Consider the following 15189-nt stretch of genomic DNA (forward strand, 5'->3'; position numbering starts at 1 on the left):
GATCACAGGTGCTTGCCGAAGAACTCCGCCAGCTTCTCCGCCGCCGCGCCGACCGCCGCCGGCCGGTCGTAAAGGTCCACATGGGACGCTCCGGGGACGCGGAACATCTCCTTCGGGCCGGTGGCTCGCTGGAAAGCCTCGATGCTCATCCACGCGGTCTCGGCGCGGTCGCCCACGATCGTCAGCAGCGGCCGCGGACCGAGCAGCGAGAGCGGCGCGAAAGCGTCGAAGAACGCGAGCCGGTCGATGCTGTCCCAGGTCAGCGTCTTGGCGGATCGGGGGTGCGCGCCGCGCGGGGTGCAGTAGTACTCCCAGCCCTCGTAGGCATGCTGGCCGGCGGCACGGGCTTCCTGCTCGTTCGCGGGGAAGACCGGCAGGCCGCCCGCAGCGGTGCGGGAAGCGGTCAGCATCGCGTCGAACACCGCCGGATCCTGGGTTCCGTCGGCGCCAAGGCGCAGCTGGCGGGAGACGTCGGCGGCGCTGACCGTGGCGACGGCGCGCACTCGGCGGTCGGTGGAGGCGGCGGTCAGCGAGTAGCCGCCGGACGCGCAGATGCCGAGCAAACCGATTCGGGCCGGGTCGATGTCCTCGCGGCTCGTCAGGTAGCTGACGGAGGCTTTGAAGTCCTCGACTCGCTGCGCGGGGTCTTCGAGTCCGCGCGGCAGGCCCTCGCTTTCGCCCTGGTAAGCGGCGTCGAAGGCGAGAGCGGCGTAGCCGTGTGCGGCCATCAGTTCGGCGTACGAGCCGGCAGTCTGCTCCTTGACACCGGTGCCCGGGTGCCCGACGACCAACGCGGGATGCGGACCGGGGGTGTCCGGGAGATAGAGATGGGCGGCGATGCGGAGGTTGTTGCTGAGGAAGGAGACGTCGTTTCGCATGTCTCCAGCTTCGGTGCGGTCCAGAGCCGCGACCAGGGACAGTGCTGCCTATGCACCCCAGTACCAGGCAAGCAGCCCGACCCGCCCGGCACACTGGTGGCATGGCAAGCGAACTGGGCGACTTCCTGCGCGCCCGCCGGGCGGCGCTCGACCCGCGACAGGCCGGGTACCCGGACGACGGACGGCGGCGGCGTGTCCCCGGGTTGCGCCGCGAGGAGCTGGCTCAGCTCGCACACCTCAGCATCGACTACATCGTGCGTCTCGAACAGGGCCGCACGAATCGCGTTTCCCGGTCAGTGCTCGACGCGCTGGCCGATGCCCTGCAGCTCGCGCCGGACGAACGCGCGTACCTCTTCACGGTCGCCGACGTCGCGCCAGTCTCCCCGCGGCAACCGGCCCGGCCCGAGGTCGCGCCCCGGCTGCGGCAGTTGCTGGACACGATGCGCGACATTCCGGCGATGGTGCTGCACCGCCGGATGGACGTGCTGGCCTGGAACCGCGGGAGCGCCGCGTTGCTCACCGATTTCGGGAAACTGCCAGCGGCCGAACGAAACCTGATCCGGCTGACCTTTGTGGACGAATCGTTCCGGTCGCTGTACGCGGACTGGCCGCGGGCCGCGCGCGAGTGCGTTTCGGTGCTGCGGATGGAAGCCGGCCGGACGCCGGACGATCCGGCGTTGAGCGCGCTGGTCGGCGAGCTGAGTGTGCGGGACCCGGATTTCCGGCGGTGGTGGGCTGATCACCAGGTGCGCGGGCCGCGGGCGCTGTCGAAAGGCTACCGGCATCCGGTGGCGGGGAAGCTCGAACTCGACGTCCAGCAGTTCACAGTGGACACTCATCCGGAGCAGCTGCTGGTCGCCTATACCGCGGAACCGGGTTCGCCGAGCGAGGAGGCGCTGCGGTTCCTGCTGCAGTGGTCTCCCGAGCGAGCCCGCTGAAACGCGGTGCCGGTTCTCGACGACGAGGAACCCGGTCTCGGTGTCCTCGGCGCTGGCGGGGATGGGGTGGCACTGTACGAGCAGAACTGCAGCACCCAGTGCTCGACCACCTCGCCGGCGCAGGGCAGGTCGCCTGCTCGCCGGGCCTCCTGCCGGCCCCGGCACAGCACCCGGATGCCGTAGACCCCGGGACCGCCCAGAGACAGGGTCCGCTCCGAGACCCCGGACGCGACGAACGCCAGCCGGACCACCCCGGAGGTCATCGGGATCCGGTCCTCCCACGCGGTGTCCCAGCGGTCGGCGGCGGCGGGCGGGACACCGTCCCAGAACTCCAGCCGCACGCCCGCGCGATGGGCGGTGCCGCCGCTGCGGAAGACGGCTCCGTTCTTGCCGGTCAGCAAGGTGTCCGGGGATCCGAGCGCCAGCCAGCCCGGCTCGCCCGGCGGCACCCGCTCGTCGTCGATGAGGCCGAACTTGCCCCACTCCACATCCGCGAAGTCGTCCAACGACGACACCAGGCTCGCCACAGCATCCTTCCGGCAACTCTCGAAGACTGCTCGCCACCACACGATACCGGTTGCGCCGTGTCGACGACCTGAGCCGAGTCCCGGCGGAGGCAGCGTTTCTTGACCGCTGCTGAGGTGCGCGAGGTGGCTTCGAGCGGCCGGGCACCGGCTGGAGAACGCGCTTGGGCGCCAAGAATCGCGCCGGTTCCGCGATCGGTCGCTGCTTCGACGACGAGGACCTTTCGGTCCCGCCTTCCGGGATCGGGCGCCTGAAATGCCCACGCCACCTTGCGAGCACGGTGGCGGATCAGCGACGAGCGCGTCGTGCTCTCGCTGCGGTCATGATCCGAATCGGCAGCGCGGCCTGGTGATGACGCCAAGAGGCTCGCCCGTACGAGGCGTGGCCGGCTCGCGGTGCCAATTTCCTCGGACCATTCGTCTTCTCGTCCGGTTCGGAGAGGTGCGCGCGGGTCGTGCTCGGCAAGGGCGCGACCGGTCGGTGTCGACGTGTGCTTCGACAACGTCGGCGGCGATCATGTGCGGGCCACCGTCGCCGAGCTGAGCTTGCATGGCTGCTCAACCGGTGGATCCGGTGAAGCAAACCCCGGCGAGACCTGCTTCGGAGACGCCGCGACGGCACGATCCCGTGGCCGCTATTCGCGATGCAGGTGGCGCAGCGTCGCCGGAAGGTCGAGGTCGAAGTCGTCCTTGTCGTCCGCCCAGCGCGACAGCACCTCGGCCGAGCCGGTGGCGAGGGCGTCCGGAAGGCCGAGCTCCCGCGCGGTTTCCGCGACCTCCAGCATTTCCGGCGCCCAGCGCCAAGCGCGTGCGGCCGTGGACGGCAGCCCGTCCGGGTCCGCCAGCGCGTTGCCGCCGAAGGCGTTCGCTTCCCTGAGCAGGTGTTCGCCGACGCTGTAGTCGTCGGCGATCGCATGGCTGAGCGCGGCCAGCACCCGCGAAGTCTTTTGGAACGATCCGTAGGCCATCTTCAACGCGCTCGCCGAGCCGACGCGGTTTGCCAGCGGCACGGGTTCGGCGTTGCCGGAGGCCAGCAGTCCCCGTACCCGTTCGACGGCGTTCTCCGGACCGGACAGGTAGACCCGCGCGGTCGCATGTTCGTCCGGGGGCGGCCCGATGATCGATCCGTCCACCACGGTCGCGCGGAGCCGGCCGGCGATCGCGATCATCCTTTGTGGACTGATCGCGTTCGCCTCGACGTAGATCCCGCGGTAATCCCCGATGTCCGCGGCGACCTCCTCGGCCGCGGCGGGCGGGCAGATCGAGAACACGACCGCGCTCCGCTCGAGGAGAAGGGGAATCGTCTCCACCGCGGTCAACCCGGTCGCCGCGGCTCGGCGCGCTGTTCCCGCCGACCGTCCGGCCGGGCACCACAGCACCTGGTGCCCGCCCGCGATCAATTGCCTCGCGATGGCCGAGCCCATCCGGCCCGGATGCAACAGTCCTACCGTCGAAGCCGCCACAGCAAGGGGTATACGTCAGCCAGGACGGTTCCGCCACCTCGGCCGACCATCGCCGCGCTAAGCAGGCTTGGAAACGCTCGATTTGGCGCGCTGCCGGAGGATCCGCGCGGCGTGCTCGCCCCACCGCAGGTTCTCCTGCTCGAACGAGATGCCGCGCAGCAGAGTCAGGTAGGGCCCGACCCGGTCGTTGTCGCGCAGGTAATCGCTTTCCGTCCGGCCGTCCAGCATGCCCTCGCGCAGCCGTTCGAAGCGGGCGAGCTTGGCGCGGCTCCATTCCATGCGTTCCTCGACGGCGGCGATCACCGCTTCGGCGTCGCCCGCGTCGCTGCCCTGCACCTTGACCAGGAGGTCGTCCCGGATCGTGGTGGGCTGGACCGGCGTCGCGGTGAATTCGTGCAGGGCGCGCCGTCCGGCGGGAGCGAGGCTGAACATCCGCTTGTTGGGCCGGCGTTCCTGTTCGACGACGCGCGCGGTGATCATGCCGTCGGCCGAGAGCCGTTCGAGTTCGCGGTAGAGCTGCTGCGGGGTCGTCTGCCAGAAGTTGGCGACCGACGCGTCGAACGACTTGGCCAGGTCGTAGCCGGAAAACTCGCCCTCCAGCAGGGCCGCGAGGATCGCGAACTTCAAGGACATCTGGACACCGTAGCATCGAGGCGATTAATCTCATCTGCACCTAATCAACAAAGTTACTAGGAGGCTGCGTGCACCCGCTCCGAGAGGCAGTCGAGAACAACGACCACGCGGCCGTCGAAGCCCTGCTTGCCGACGACGTGACCTTCACCAGTCCGGTCGCTTACCGGCCGTACCCCGGCAAGCCGATCACTGCGGCCATCCTGCGCGCCGTGAGCGGGGTCTTCGCCGATTTCCGCTACGTCCGGGAGATCTCCAGTGCCGACGGCCGCGACCACGCGCTGATCTTCACCGCGCGGGTGGGGGACAAGGAGATCAACGGCTGCGATTTCCTGCACACCAACGAAAACGGGCTGATCGACGACTTCACGGTGATGGTGCGCCCGCTCTCCGCGGCGACGGCGCTCGGCGAAGCGATGGCCGCCCGGTTCGAGCAGATCAAGCAGGAGGCCGGTGCGTGACCGTTCGTTACGTGGCCTTGGGCGACAGCCAGACCGAGGGCATCGGCGACGGCGACGAGGCCACGGGCTACCGAGGCTGGGCGGACCGGTTCGCCGATCATCTCGCCGCCACCGGCGAGCCGGTGGAGTACGCCAACCTCGCCGTCCGGGGACGGCTCGCGGGTCAGGTGCGTGCCGAACAGCTCGCCCCGGCGCTGGCGTTGCGTCCGACGCTGGCCACCGTCGTCGCCGGAATGAACGACCTGCTCCGCCCGGGCTACGACGCCGGCGCGGTGGGGGATCACCTGACCGCCATGTTCGCCGCGCTCACTGCCGCTGGCGCCGACGTGGTCACCCTCGCCTTCCCCGACATCGGGAAGATCGCGCCGATTGCGGCACCGTTGCGTCCGCGAGTCGCCGACCTCAACCGCCGGATCCGTTCCGCGGCGGCCCGATACGGGGTGACAGTCGTCGACACCGACCGGCACGAGGTCGCCGGCGATCCGCGGCTCTGGTGCGCGGATCGCTTGCACGCCAACCCGATCGGGCACGCCCGGATCGCGGCCGCCGTCGCGCACCGCCTCGGCCTCCCCGGCAGCGACGACAGCTGGACCGACCCGCTGCCGCCCGTCGTCCGCCCGCCCGGGTGGCGCACCGCGGGCGCGGAAGTCCGGTGGCTCGCCGAGTTTCTCGGTCCCTGGCTGGTCCGGCGACTGCTGGGCAGGTCTTCCGGCGACGGCCGCACCGCGAAACGTCCGTTGCTGCTGCCGGTGTGAGCGCACGTCGGCGGGGATGGCGGGACCGGCTGGCCTGGCCCGCTCGACGATCACGAGTCCGCCGACGCTCGCGAACTCGCGTACGCCGTGATTACCGCGCTTCGGCCAGCACCGAGCGTTCGATCTCCGACACCGGCAGGTTTCGTCCGGCGGGACGCAGGTACCGGTCGGTGAATTCCTCGGGCCCGGCTTGTTCTCGTTCGCTCCAGCCGTATTCGGCGAGGAAGGCTTCGACGCGGCCGGGCGTCAGGCCGAAGCGCCAAAGCCGCTGCTTGAGAACGAAGTCGGAGTACGCGGCGTCGGCGCCGTAAAGCGTGGTGCCTTCGAGGAAATCCTTGCGGACGTAGGTGAAAACCAGGCGGCTGCCCGCGGGTGCGGTGGCGAGGAAGTCGAACGTGCGGCGGACGCCGTCCTCGGTGAGGTACTGGGTGACCGCTTCCCAGACAAAGAAAGTCCGCCGGGCGGAGTAGCCGTGCCGGGCGAGGGCGTCGGCGAGGTTCTGGGTTTCGAAGTCGACCGGCACCAGCTTCACGTTGTCGGGGACGCGGCCGAGCGCCTTCGTGAGCGCGGCACGTTTGCGGTCGATGTTGGCGGGCAGGTCGACCTCGTAGACCGGGATCCTCGCGAGGGCGGGCAGGCGGCAGGCGCGCGTGTCGAAGCCCGCGCCGAGGATGACCACCGCCTCGATCCCGCCGTCGTCGAGAGCCTCGCGGAGGGCGTCGTCGACATAGCGTTTGCGGCACAGCATGCTCGCCCACAGGCCGGGGATCTTCTTCTCCGCAGCGGCGATCAACGCTCGCCGGACCGGCCGGCATCTCGTCAGCGCGACGGCGAACCGCCCGGCGGCGGGCAGGAGGCGGCTGGCCCACGGGTCGTCGATCAGCGGCCGGGCTTCGTGCTGGTCGGCGGCGACGATAACCATCGGCCCGACCGCGGTCCGGTCGGCTCCGGTTCCCATGAGGCGCTCCTCGGTCAGGTCAACGAAGATTCCGTTGCGGGCCAGTCTTTCCGGCACACCGCGGGCCACGATACGCGTTCAGCCGCCCGGCCGAGGCGGAAACCGCGAGCTTGCCGTCCTGGCGAGCGCGTTCGACGACGCCGCCAAGGAGGGTGCGCCGCCATCGGCGGATCGCGCGGATCTGTCCGTGGGCTCGGGCGAAGCGCTCGGTCCGCCGAATTCCCCAGCGATCCCGCGCCTTCAGCTATTTCTGCTGCTCGACGGACGGTTTGACGCCCAATGTGCAGTGAGGTTTGCGCCATTCGAGTGTTTGGTGAGCGAAGCGATTCCGATCCCGGCCGGGGCGGCCATGCTGTGCTGCATGGCGTCCATGTGGCTGGCGGCGTTTGCCGTCGGAGTCGGGGTCGCGCTGGTGGCGGCGCTGCTGCTCGGCCAGCGTCGGCAGCGCAGGAACGTGCACGACATTTCTCGGCAGATACGTGCGGCACCCCCGCCTGCCGCGAAGCGCCGTCCTGCTGAGCGGCCTGCACCTCCTCCGGAGAATCGACGACCGGTGCCGCAGGCCGCGGAACTGGCCGGGGTTCGGGTGCGGATAGCGGCGAGCGGGCGCGGACTGGCGGTGTACCGGCAACAGGGCAGCTCCTGGACTTGTCACGTCGAACTCGGGTGGAGAGAAATCGAAAAGGTGTATTTCACGTCAGGTGGGTACGATTCCGCCGTTGCCCTGTACGCGACCACGAGTCAGGGAAAGCGCAAACAGCACTTGGTGGACTCTCGGCAGTTGAACGGCGGGCAGTGGAGCGAACTCGCTTCGGTCGTCGAAGCTTGGACCGAGGGCAGGTTGGTCATCGATCTTTCCGCGCGTACCGATTCCCGATTCGGCACAGATCTCTGATGAGCTGCTGCTCCGCGCGTGCTGGTCTCGCCGGATTGCGAGACTGGACGATTGATTGACCTCTAGCTATATCGAGGTTCGAGAATCGCGATCATGACACTATGGATCTGCGACCGCTGCGGCATCGAACAGCCCGGCTCCCCGGAACCCCCGCATTGTGTGCTGGACCGCGGCGAAGTCGGCATCGAGGAGCGCGGGGATTTGGGCCCGCATTCCGGGAGTTGGCGCACTCACGAACAGCTTGCCGCCGAACCGCATGAGGTGCGGCAGCGGGATCACGGTCGCGGGGTGCACAGCCTGCGGCGGGAACCGGTGGTGGGCATCGGGCAGTGGTCGTTCGTCGTGTGGACCGCGCGGGGGAATGTGCTGTGGGATCCGCCGACCTCCATTGAGCCGGACACACTCGCCGCGGTTCGGGCGCTCGGCGAGGTTGTCGCGGTGGCGACCAGCCATCCGCACATGTTCGCTGCCCAGGTCAGCTGGAGCCACGCGTTCGGGCGGATTCCGGTGCTGGTCAACGCCGCGGGCCGGGAATGGCTGGGCCGCACCGGCCCGGTGCTCGAGTTCTGGACGGAGCACGCCGAGCCGGTGCCCGGGGTCGAGTTGATCCAGGTCGGCGGCCACATGCTGGGCAGCGCCGTGCTGCGCACCCCGGACGGCTCGCTCTTGTCCGGCGACTCGATCAGCGGCGGCCTGGCTCCGAACTGGGTGTCGTTCCAGCGCAATTTCCCGAAGCACATCCCGCTGTCCGCCGCGGTGGTCCGGCGGATCGTGGACCGGCTCGACGGCTGGTCCTACGACCGGTTGTACACGCTCGGCGGCGACACCATCGACGCGGACGCCAAAGCCGTCGTGCAGCGCTCCGCCGACGCGCACATCCGTTGGGTCAGCGGCGAATTCGACCACCTGACCTGACCGGTACCAGTAGGCGGCGCGCGGTCGCCAGCTGCGCGCCGCCGTCCTCTCCGATCCGGTCGGCCGCTCTGCCGCCGGATCTCGCGCTCTCGTCTCCGAGGATGGTTAGCTTGTTAGGATGCTAGCATTCTAGCGAGACGAGCTGAGTCGGCTCCGGCGACCGGTTTCCGCCGGGCGGCTCAGGCGGGGTGCGGAGGTCTGGGAGGAATGCGAATGAAGCGTTGGCGCGGCAATCCGTGGGCGGTCCTGGTGACGCTCAGCCTGGGATTTTTCCTGACCCTGCTGGATTTGACGGCGGTCAACGTCGCGATCCCCAGCATGATCGAAACCATGGGCGCCTCGCTGGACGAGGTCTTGTGGGTGATCAACGTTTACATCCTCGTCCTCGCCGCGCTGCTGATCGCCTTCGGCAGGCTGGGGGACGTGTTCGGGCCGCGCGCCATGTTCGTCGCGGGCACCGCGGTGTTCACGGCGGCATCCGTCCTGTGCGCGCTGTCGCGGGATCCGGCGCAGCTCATCGCGGCCCGGGCAGCGCAGGGGCTCGGGGCCGCCGCGCTGGCGCCGCAGACGATGACGATCATCATCGGCACGTTCCCGCCTGCCCGCCGCGGCACGGCGCTCGGCGTGTGGGGAGCGGTGGCCGGGGTGGCCACGATCGCGGGGCCGACTTTGGGCGGGCTGCTGGTCAGTTCGGCCGGGTGGCGGTGGATCTTCGTCGTCAACGTCCCGATCGGCCTGCTCGTGCTCGTGCTGGCCGTGCTGCTGGTGCCGGACCTGCGGCACGGCGCTCGCCGTCGGGTGGACGTTCCCGGCGTCGTGTTCGCCGCGGCCGCGCTCGCGTCCCTGACGTTCGCGCTCACCGAGGGGCAGCGGTACGAGTGGAACGCGACGATTTGGTCCCTGCTGGGCGCGGGCGTGCTGCTGCTGGCGGTATTCCTTGTGCAGCAACGGAACCGGCAGCGAAACGATCCGCTGCTGCCGTTCGTGCTGTTCCGCGACCGCGGTTTCGCGGTGATGAGTTTCGTGTCCGCGACCGTCCAAGTGGGAATGATCGGCCTGTTCCTGCCGGTGATGATCTACCTGCAGTCGGTGCTGCGCTTCAGCGCGGTCGAGGCCGGGCTGGTGATGGCTCCGGCGATGGTGGTCTCGGCGGTGCTGTCCCCGGTCGCGGGCAGGCTGGCCGACCGGCTCGGCGGCAAGTACGTCCTGATGACCGGCCTGGCGCTGTTCGCGGCCGGAATGGCGTGGCTGGCAGTCGCGGCCGACGTCGGGCGTGCGTGGTGGGAGTTCCAGCCCGCGCTGCTCGTCGTCGGGGTGGGCATCGGCGGACTGTTCGGCCCGATGGTCACGGTCGCGATGTACCGCGTCGAGCCCGCGATGGCCGGAGCCGCTTCCGGCGTGCTGAACTCGATCCGGCAGATCGGCACGGTCATCGGCAGCGCGGCGGTCGGCGCGGTGCTGCAGAATCGGCTCGCCGTGTCTCTCCAAGAGGAGGCGGCCGCGCGTGCCGCCGCTCTTCCGGAGACCGTCCGCGACCGGTTCACCGCGGCGTTCGAGCACGCGGCCCGGAGCGGGACGGACATCGGCACCGGGCAGTCCGGCGCCGCGGTCCCGCTGCCGCCCGGGACGCCGGCCGCGGTGGTCCACGACGTTCAGCAGGCCGCCGCCTCGGTGTTCGGACAGGGGGTGGTCGACGCGATGCGGCCGACTCTCGCGCTGCCGGTCGCGGTGATCGCGATCGGCGCCGTCTCGTGTCTTTTGATCCGAAGCCGCAGGTTCGATCAGGTGCGGGAACCAGCCGATCTTGGCACGTCCGCGGCCGGATGAAGCACTTCAAGCCGCACTGCGGGCGCGGGAACCTGTCGCGAGCAGCGCAACGACGAGAAGGACGGCGACGACCCCGGCGAAGGCCAGCGCGGAAGCACGCAGGCCCCACTGGGCGGACGCGGCGCCGGCCAGCACCACCGGGACCGAGATGCCGAGGTAGACCACCAGGAAGAAGCTGGACATCGTCCCGGCTCGCTGGTCATCGGGGGTGCGCGAGCCGACCGCGGCCACCGCGCCGCGGAACGCCACTCCCTGCCCGGCGCCGATCACGATCGTCGCGGCCGCCAGCACGGCCGCGGATTCCAGGCCGATCGCGGCGGCCAGCCCGGCGACCCCGGCCAGCACCACCGCGCAGCCGATCGGCAACGCGCGGGCGGCGGGGACGCGCCGGGAGACGATCTGGCCGCCGGCCGACGCGGCGAACATCGCGAACACGACCAGTCCCGGCGCCACCGGGCTGTGCACGTCCAGCAGCCGCACCAGCATCGAGGGCTCGACGGCGGCGACGAGACCGAACACCGCGAACGCGGCGAACATCGCGGTGGCCGCGGGCAGGAACACCGGCCGGACCTCGGCGGGCAGCACCGGCCGCACGATCCGGAACCGGGCCCCGGCCTCGGCGGGTCGTGGTTCGCGCGTTCGCCACACGACGCCCGCGGCGGGCGCCAGCAGCGCGAGGTGCACGAGAAAAGACAGCTGCAGCGGCGCGGGCGCGACCGCGGCCAGCACCCCGCTGAGCAGCGGCCCGCACCCGAGGCCGAGCATGTTGGCGACGGTCGCGACCAGCCCGGCGTGTGCCTGGTTCCCGCGCGGGTGCAGTTCGCCGAGCGCCGCGGTCGCCGTGCCGGTGACCAGGCCGGCCGAGAACCCGGAGAGCACGCGACCGGCCAGCAGCGCGGCGATCCCGGCTCCGCTCAGGAAAGCGGCTGCCGACAACGCGGCGCAGGCCGCTCCGGCGAGCAGCACCCGCCGTCGGCCGAGCACGTCCGAGGCACGGCCGAACAGCACCAGCGCCGCGATCACCCCGCCCGCGTAGACGGCGTAAAGCAGCGTGCTCGCGAGCTCGCCGAACCCGAACTCCCGTTGTAGCAACGGATACAGCGGCGTCGGCAACGTCGTGCCCGCCATTGTCACGCCGAAGGCGAACGCCACGCCCCAGAAACCCACTGCCTGCTGAACTTTCATGCAGACCAGCGTCGCCCGGCTGCCACGACCAGTCCAACAGATGCTTCCCGTGCCATCGATCGATACAGTCGATCCATGGAGTTGCGCCAGCTCGAACACTTCCTCGTGCTCGCCGACGAACTGCATTTCACCCGCGCCGCGGCCCGCGTGCACCTGGTGCAGTCGAGCCTGTCCAGTTCGATCGCCGCGCTGGAACGCGAAGTCGGCGCAGAACTGTTCACCCGCTCCCGGCGCAAGGTGGAGCTGACCGAGGCCGGCCGCGCCCTGCTGCCGTCCGCGCGCCGAGCGGTTGCTGCGGCGGAAGAAGGCAAGGACGCGGTCGCCGCCGTCCGCGGGGTGCTGCGCGGCCGGGTGCGGGTCGGCGCCATCCAAGCGATGGGCGGCGTTCCGTTGCCCGGTCTGCTGGCCCGCTTCCACGCCCGCCACCCGGCAGTGCACCTCCACCTGCGCCACGATTCCGTGCCCCGGCTGATCCGCGACGTCGTGGACGGCGAACTCGACCTCGCCTTCGTGGACCGCCCCTTCGACACCCGGCACGTCGAGCACCGCGCGCTCGCCGCCCAATCGCTGGTGCTGGCGGTGAAGGCCACCGATCCGCTCGCTGAACGCGATCGCGTCGCCCTCGCGGAACTGTCCGATCGCGACTTCATCGAATACCGCGCGGATTCGGCTCTGCGCACCCGGATCGACGCCGCTTGCGACCACATCGGACTGTCCCGGCGCGGCATCTGCGAGGTCGACTCCGTCCACGACCTCCTGGACGTCGTCGGCGAAGGAATCGGCATCGCGCTCGTTCCGCCGGAAACGGTGCGGCACCATCCCGGAGTCCGCACTCTGGCGACGGACCCGCCGATCGAACGCGAGGTGGTCGCGGTCCACGCGGCCACCCGGCCGCCGACTCCCGCCGCGGCGGCGTTCCTCGCGCTGCTTCCTCGCCGGTGACTGCAGCAGGACTGTCTACTGTGGATCTATGAGAAAGGAATAGCCTGCGTGGCAAGCTTTTTCGTCATCGGCGCGTCCGAGGCGAAGGCACAGTTCAGGCTGGTACGTGCGCCCGGGCGATCCGGCGGCGGCGGTGTGCGGCCATGCGGACCGGAGCATCGGTCCAGCCGTAGCCGTCGTGGTCGCCGAGGCGTTGGACCAGTGCGAGGAACACCCGGCCGCCGAGGACTTCGGTGCAGGCTTGCAGGTAGTCGCCTTCCGGGGTGCGTTCGTGCAGCACGCCGAGGTCCCGGTAGGCGGCGAGCCGGTCCGCGGGCAGGTCCAGGCGGGCGTCGAGGTCGGCGTAGTAGTTGTCCGGGATGGCCAACATTGGTGCACCGGCGGCGCGGGCGGCTTGGGCCGCGGCGAGGATGTCGTCGACGGCGAGGGCGATGTACTGCGGTTCGGACACCCCGGGCGCCCATTCGCCGCGCCGCAGCAGGGAAACCGTGAGTGCGAGCCGGATCCGGCGGTGCGGGTCGGCGACGGCTCGGCTGCGGACCAGGCCGAAAGGCGCGGCGAACTCGCCGGTCGCGGCGGGTTCCAGGCCAAGCACGGTGCGGTAGAAGAGGGCGGCTTCGTCGAAGTGGTCGAAGGGCTGCGCCAGTCCGATGTGGTCGATGCCGGTGATCCCGATGCCGTCGGCGGTTTCGCCGGTGGGCACGAAATCTCCGGTCCAGTCGTCGTCGTTTCCGGTGCGGCAGAAGAACAACGCTGTTCCGTCCGGCGCGGTGACGGCGGCGAGGTCCGCTTCGGCGGGGCCTCGGTCTCGCGGCAGGCGGGTCGCGTCGAGCCGGACGGCGCGGCGGGCGGCGGCAGCGGGGTCGGCGGATTCGACGGCGAGGGCGGCGACGGCTGCTGGGCCGCCGGAGCGGTTGACGAGGATCCGCGCGGTGCCTTGTTCCCAGCGTTCCACGGGTTTGGTGCGGTGGATTCCGGTGCGCGCGAAGCCGAGCGCGGACAGGACGGGGGCCAGCGAGTCGTCGGCGGAGAGTTCGACGAAGGCCGGTCCGCGGACTTCTGGTGCGGGTTGCGCAACGGGGTTCGTGGCTTCGGCGAGCGCGAGCAGGGACCGGTGCGCGTCGATCGCGGCACGGTCGGGATCGGCTTGGCGGAAGACGTCGTTGAACACTTCGAGCGACAGCGGTCCGGTGTATCCGGCGGCGAGCACAGGAGCGAGGAAGCCGGGCAGGTCGAACGCGCCTTGCCCGGGGAAGAGCCGGTGGTGGCGGCTCCACTGCAGGACGTCCATCGACAGGTGCGGCGCGTCGGCGAGTTGGAGGAAGAACAGCTTGTCGCCGGGGATGTCGGCGATGGCGGCGGGATCCGAGCCGCGCGAGAGGATGTGGAAGCTGTCCAGGCACAGGCCCAGCGCCGGATGATCAGCGCGGCGCACGGCCTCCCAGGAACGGTCGTAAGTGGACACTTCCTTGCCCCAAGCCAGTGCCTCGTAAGCGATTCGCAGCCCGCGCGCGCCGGCTCGTTCGCCGAGTGCGTGCAGTTGCTCGGCGAGGCGGTCGAGGTCGGCGACCGCGTCGTCGGCCACGGAGGAGCAGACCAGGATGGTGTCGGTGCCGAGTTCTTCCATGAGGTCGAACTTGCGTTCCGCGCGGCGCAGGTTCGCCGCGAACCGGTCCGGGTCGGTCGAGTCCAGGTCGCGGAAGGGCTGGTAGAGGTCGATCGACAAGCCGAGGTCCGCGCAGCGCAGCCGTACTTCGCCGGGCGGCATGGGGGAGGCGACGAGGTCGGGCTCGAAGATCTCGACGCCGTCGAATCCGGCTGCCGCGGCGGCGGAAAGCTTGTCGTCGAGCGTCCCGGAGAGGCAGACGGTGGCGATTCCGGTGCGGGGTTCACGCGACACGGCTGGTGCCTCCTGGGGTTTCGGTGCCGACCAGTTCGGTGAGGTGACGCAACATCCGTGCCGGATCGGGTTCGCGGCCGCAGAACAGTTTCAGCGCGGCGGCGGCTTGGTGCACCGCCATCCGGCCGCCGTCGAGGGTGCGGCAGCCGAGCCCGCGGGTGGCGCGCAGCAGCGGGGTCTCCAATGGACGGTAGACGATCTCGGCGACCCAGAGTTCCTTGCGCAGCAACGACATCGGCAGCGGCAGGCCAGGGTGGTCGGCCATGCCTACGGGGGTCGCGTGCACCAAGCCGTCGGCTTCGGAGAGTTCTTGCTCAAGACCGTGCCCGGCCCGCACCCGGCCGGTTCCGAACCGCGCGGTGAGATCGTCGGCGAGCCGGGCCGCGCGGGCGGTGTCAGTGTCGAGCACGGCGAGCGATTCAGCGCCGAGGCTTAGTAGCGCGTGCGCGGCGGCCGCGCCCGCACCGCCCGCGCCCAGCAGCACGACTCGGTTGAGCGGCGCGTCGGGCAGACCGGCGACGAAGCCGTCGCGGAATCCGGACCAGTCGGTGTTGTGCCCGATCGTTCGATCGTCCTCGAAGACGACGGTGTTGACCGCGCCGATCGCCGCCGCGTCCGGCGACAGCTCGTCCAGGTGCGGGATCACCAGCTGCTTGCACGGATGCGTGACGTTGACCCCGGCCAGGCCTTCCGCGCGCGCCTGGGCGATCAGCTCGCCGACGGCTTCGGCCGGAACGCCGAGCACGTCGAGGTCGAACCGGGTGTAGGTGCACTCGAGGCCGAGTTCGCGCGCCTCGCGCTCGTGCAGCGCGGGGGAGAGCGACGGGCCGATCCCGGTCCCGACGAGGCCGGTCAGCAGCCGGCCGGGCACGGTGCGGTCGGGGGACATGCGCACGGCTCCTCGCAGTCAATGAATGT

The 15189-nt window shown here is 70.4% G+C and carries 15 protein-coding genes; 7 read left to right on the forward strand and 8 right to left on the reverse strand.

What is annotated here, in order from left to right:
- Positions 1-2 precede the first annotated feature (2 nt).
- The gene (locus tag AB5I40_RS42035; protein ID WP_370935759.1) at positions 3-878 is read right to left on the reverse strand and encodes an alpha/beta hydrolase; all 876 of its coding nucleotides are present in this window, start codon (positions 876-878) and stop codon (positions 3-5) included.
- Positions 879-979: 101 nt separating this feature from the next.
- On the opposite strand from AB5I40_RS42035, the gene AB5I40_RS42040 reads away from it, so the two are divergent.
- Positions 980-1816, forward strand: a complete 837-nt coding sequence (locus AB5I40_RS42040) for a helix-turn-helix transcriptional regulator (RefSeq protein WP_370935760.1) — start codon at positions 980-982, stop codon at positions 1814-1816.
- Here AB5I40_RS42040 and AB5I40_RS42045 read toward each other — a convergent pair.
- From AB5I40_RS42045 to AB5I40_RS42055, 3 genes are all read right to left on the reverse strand, one after another.
- On the reverse strand, positions 1738-2343 hold the full coding sequence (locus AB5I40_RS42045; RefSeq protein ID WP_370935761.1) for a hypothetical protein: 606 nt from the start codon (positions 2341-2343) through the stop codon (positions 1738-1740). The two genes, AB5I40_RS42040 and AB5I40_RS42045, sit on opposite strands and share 79 nt — an antisense overlap.
- Before the next feature lie 632 nt (positions 2344-2975).
- On the reverse strand, positions 2976-3803 hold the full coding sequence (locus AB5I40_RS42050) for a DUF1932 domain-containing protein (protein ID WP_370935762.1): 828 nt from the start codon (positions 3801-3803) through the stop codon (positions 2976-2978).
- Between the two features lie 57 nt (positions 3804-3860).
- Positions 3861-4436, reverse strand: a complete 576-nt coding sequence (locus tag AB5I40_RS42055) for a PadR family transcriptional regulator (RefSeq protein ID WP_370935763.1) — start codon at positions 4434-4436, stop codon at positions 3861-3863.
- A 68-nt stretch (positions 4437-4504) separates the two neighbouring features.
- On the opposite strand from AB5I40_RS42055, the gene AB5I40_RS42060 reads away from it, so the two are divergent.
- Positions 4505-4894 carry a nuclear transport factor 2 family protein gene (locus AB5I40_RS42060; protein WP_370935764.1) on the forward strand — a complete coding sequence of 130 codons (390 nt, stop codon included), beginning with the start codon at positions 4505-4507 and terminating at the stop codon, positions 4892-4894.
- Complete coding sequence (locus tag AB5I40_RS42065; protein ID WP_370935765.1) at positions 4891-5649, forward strand: SGNH/GDSL hydrolase family protein; 759 nt, start codon at positions 4891-4893, stop codon at positions 5647-5649. Before AB5I40_RS42060 ends, AB5I40_RS42065 begins: the two co-directional genes overlap by 4 nt.
- Positions 5650-5740: 91 nt before the next feature.
- On the opposite strand, the gene AB5I40_RS42070 is transcribed toward AB5I40_RS42065, so the two are convergent.
- Complete coding sequence (locus AB5I40_RS42070) at positions 5741-6607, reverse strand: SAM-dependent methyltransferase (protein ID WP_370935766.1); 867 nt, start codon at positions 6605-6607, stop codon at positions 5741-5743.
- Between the two features lie 187 nt (positions 6608-6794).
- Between AB5I40_RS42070 and AB5I40_RS42075 the strand changes: the two genes are divergently transcribed.
- The 3 genes from AB5I40_RS42075 (at position 6795) to AB5I40_RS42085 (ending at position 10244) form a co-directional block, all read left to right on the forward strand.
- Positions 6795-7502 (forward strand): hypothetical protein, encoded by a 708-nt coding sequence (locus AB5I40_RS42075; protein ID WP_370935767.1) that lies wholly within the window; start codon positions 6795-6797, stop codon positions 7500-7502.
- Between the two features lie 93 nt (positions 7503-7595).
- The gene (locus AB5I40_RS42080; RefSeq protein WP_370935768.1) at positions 7596-8417 is read left to right on the forward strand and encodes a hydrolase; all 822 of its coding nucleotides are present in this window, start codon (positions 7596-7598) and stop codon (positions 8415-8417) included.
- A gap of 213 nt (positions 8418-8630) precedes the next feature.
- Positions 8631-10244, forward strand: a complete 1614-nt coding sequence (locus AB5I40_RS42085; RefSeq protein ID WP_370935769.1) for a DHA2 family efflux MFS transporter permease subunit — start codon at positions 8631-8633, stop codon at positions 10242-10244.
- Positions 10245-10250: 6 nt separating this feature from the next.
- Here the strand turns inward: AB5I40_RS42085 and AB5I40_RS42090 are convergent, their stop codons facing one another.
- Complete coding sequence (locus tag AB5I40_RS42090; RefSeq protein ID WP_370935770.1) at positions 10251-11429, reverse strand: MFS transporter; 1179 nt, start codon at positions 11427-11429, stop codon at positions 10251-10253.
- Positions 11430-11504: 75 nt separating this feature from the next.
- On the opposite strand from AB5I40_RS42090, the gene AB5I40_RS42095 reads away from it, so the two are divergent.
- Positions 11505-12371 carry a LysR family transcriptional regulator gene (locus AB5I40_RS42095; RefSeq protein WP_370935771.1) on the forward strand — a complete coding sequence of 289 codons (867 nt, stop codon included), beginning with the start codon at positions 11505-11507 and terminating at the stop codon, positions 12369-12371.
- A gap of 94 nt (positions 12372-12465) precedes the next feature.
- Here the strand turns inward: AB5I40_RS42095 and AB5I40_RS42100 are convergent, their stop codons facing one another.
- Positions 12466-14271, reverse strand: a complete 1806-nt coding sequence (locus AB5I40_RS42100) for a TIM barrel protein (RefSeq protein WP_370935772.1) — start codon at positions 14269-14271, stop codon at positions 12466-12468.
- Complete coding sequence (locus AB5I40_RS42105) at positions 14261-15160, reverse strand: shikimate dehydrogenase (RefSeq protein WP_370935773.1); 900 nt, start codon at positions 15158-15160, stop codon at positions 14261-14263. Before AB5I40_RS42105 ends, AB5I40_RS42100 begins: the two co-directional genes overlap by 11 nt.
- Between the last annotated feature and the right edge of the window lie 29 nt (positions 15161-15189).

It is taken from the genome of Amycolatopsis sp. cg13 (assembly GCF_041346965.1).
Taxonomy (GTDB): Bacteria; Actinomycetota; Actinomycetes; order Mycobacteriales; family Pseudonocardiaceae; genus Amycolatopsis.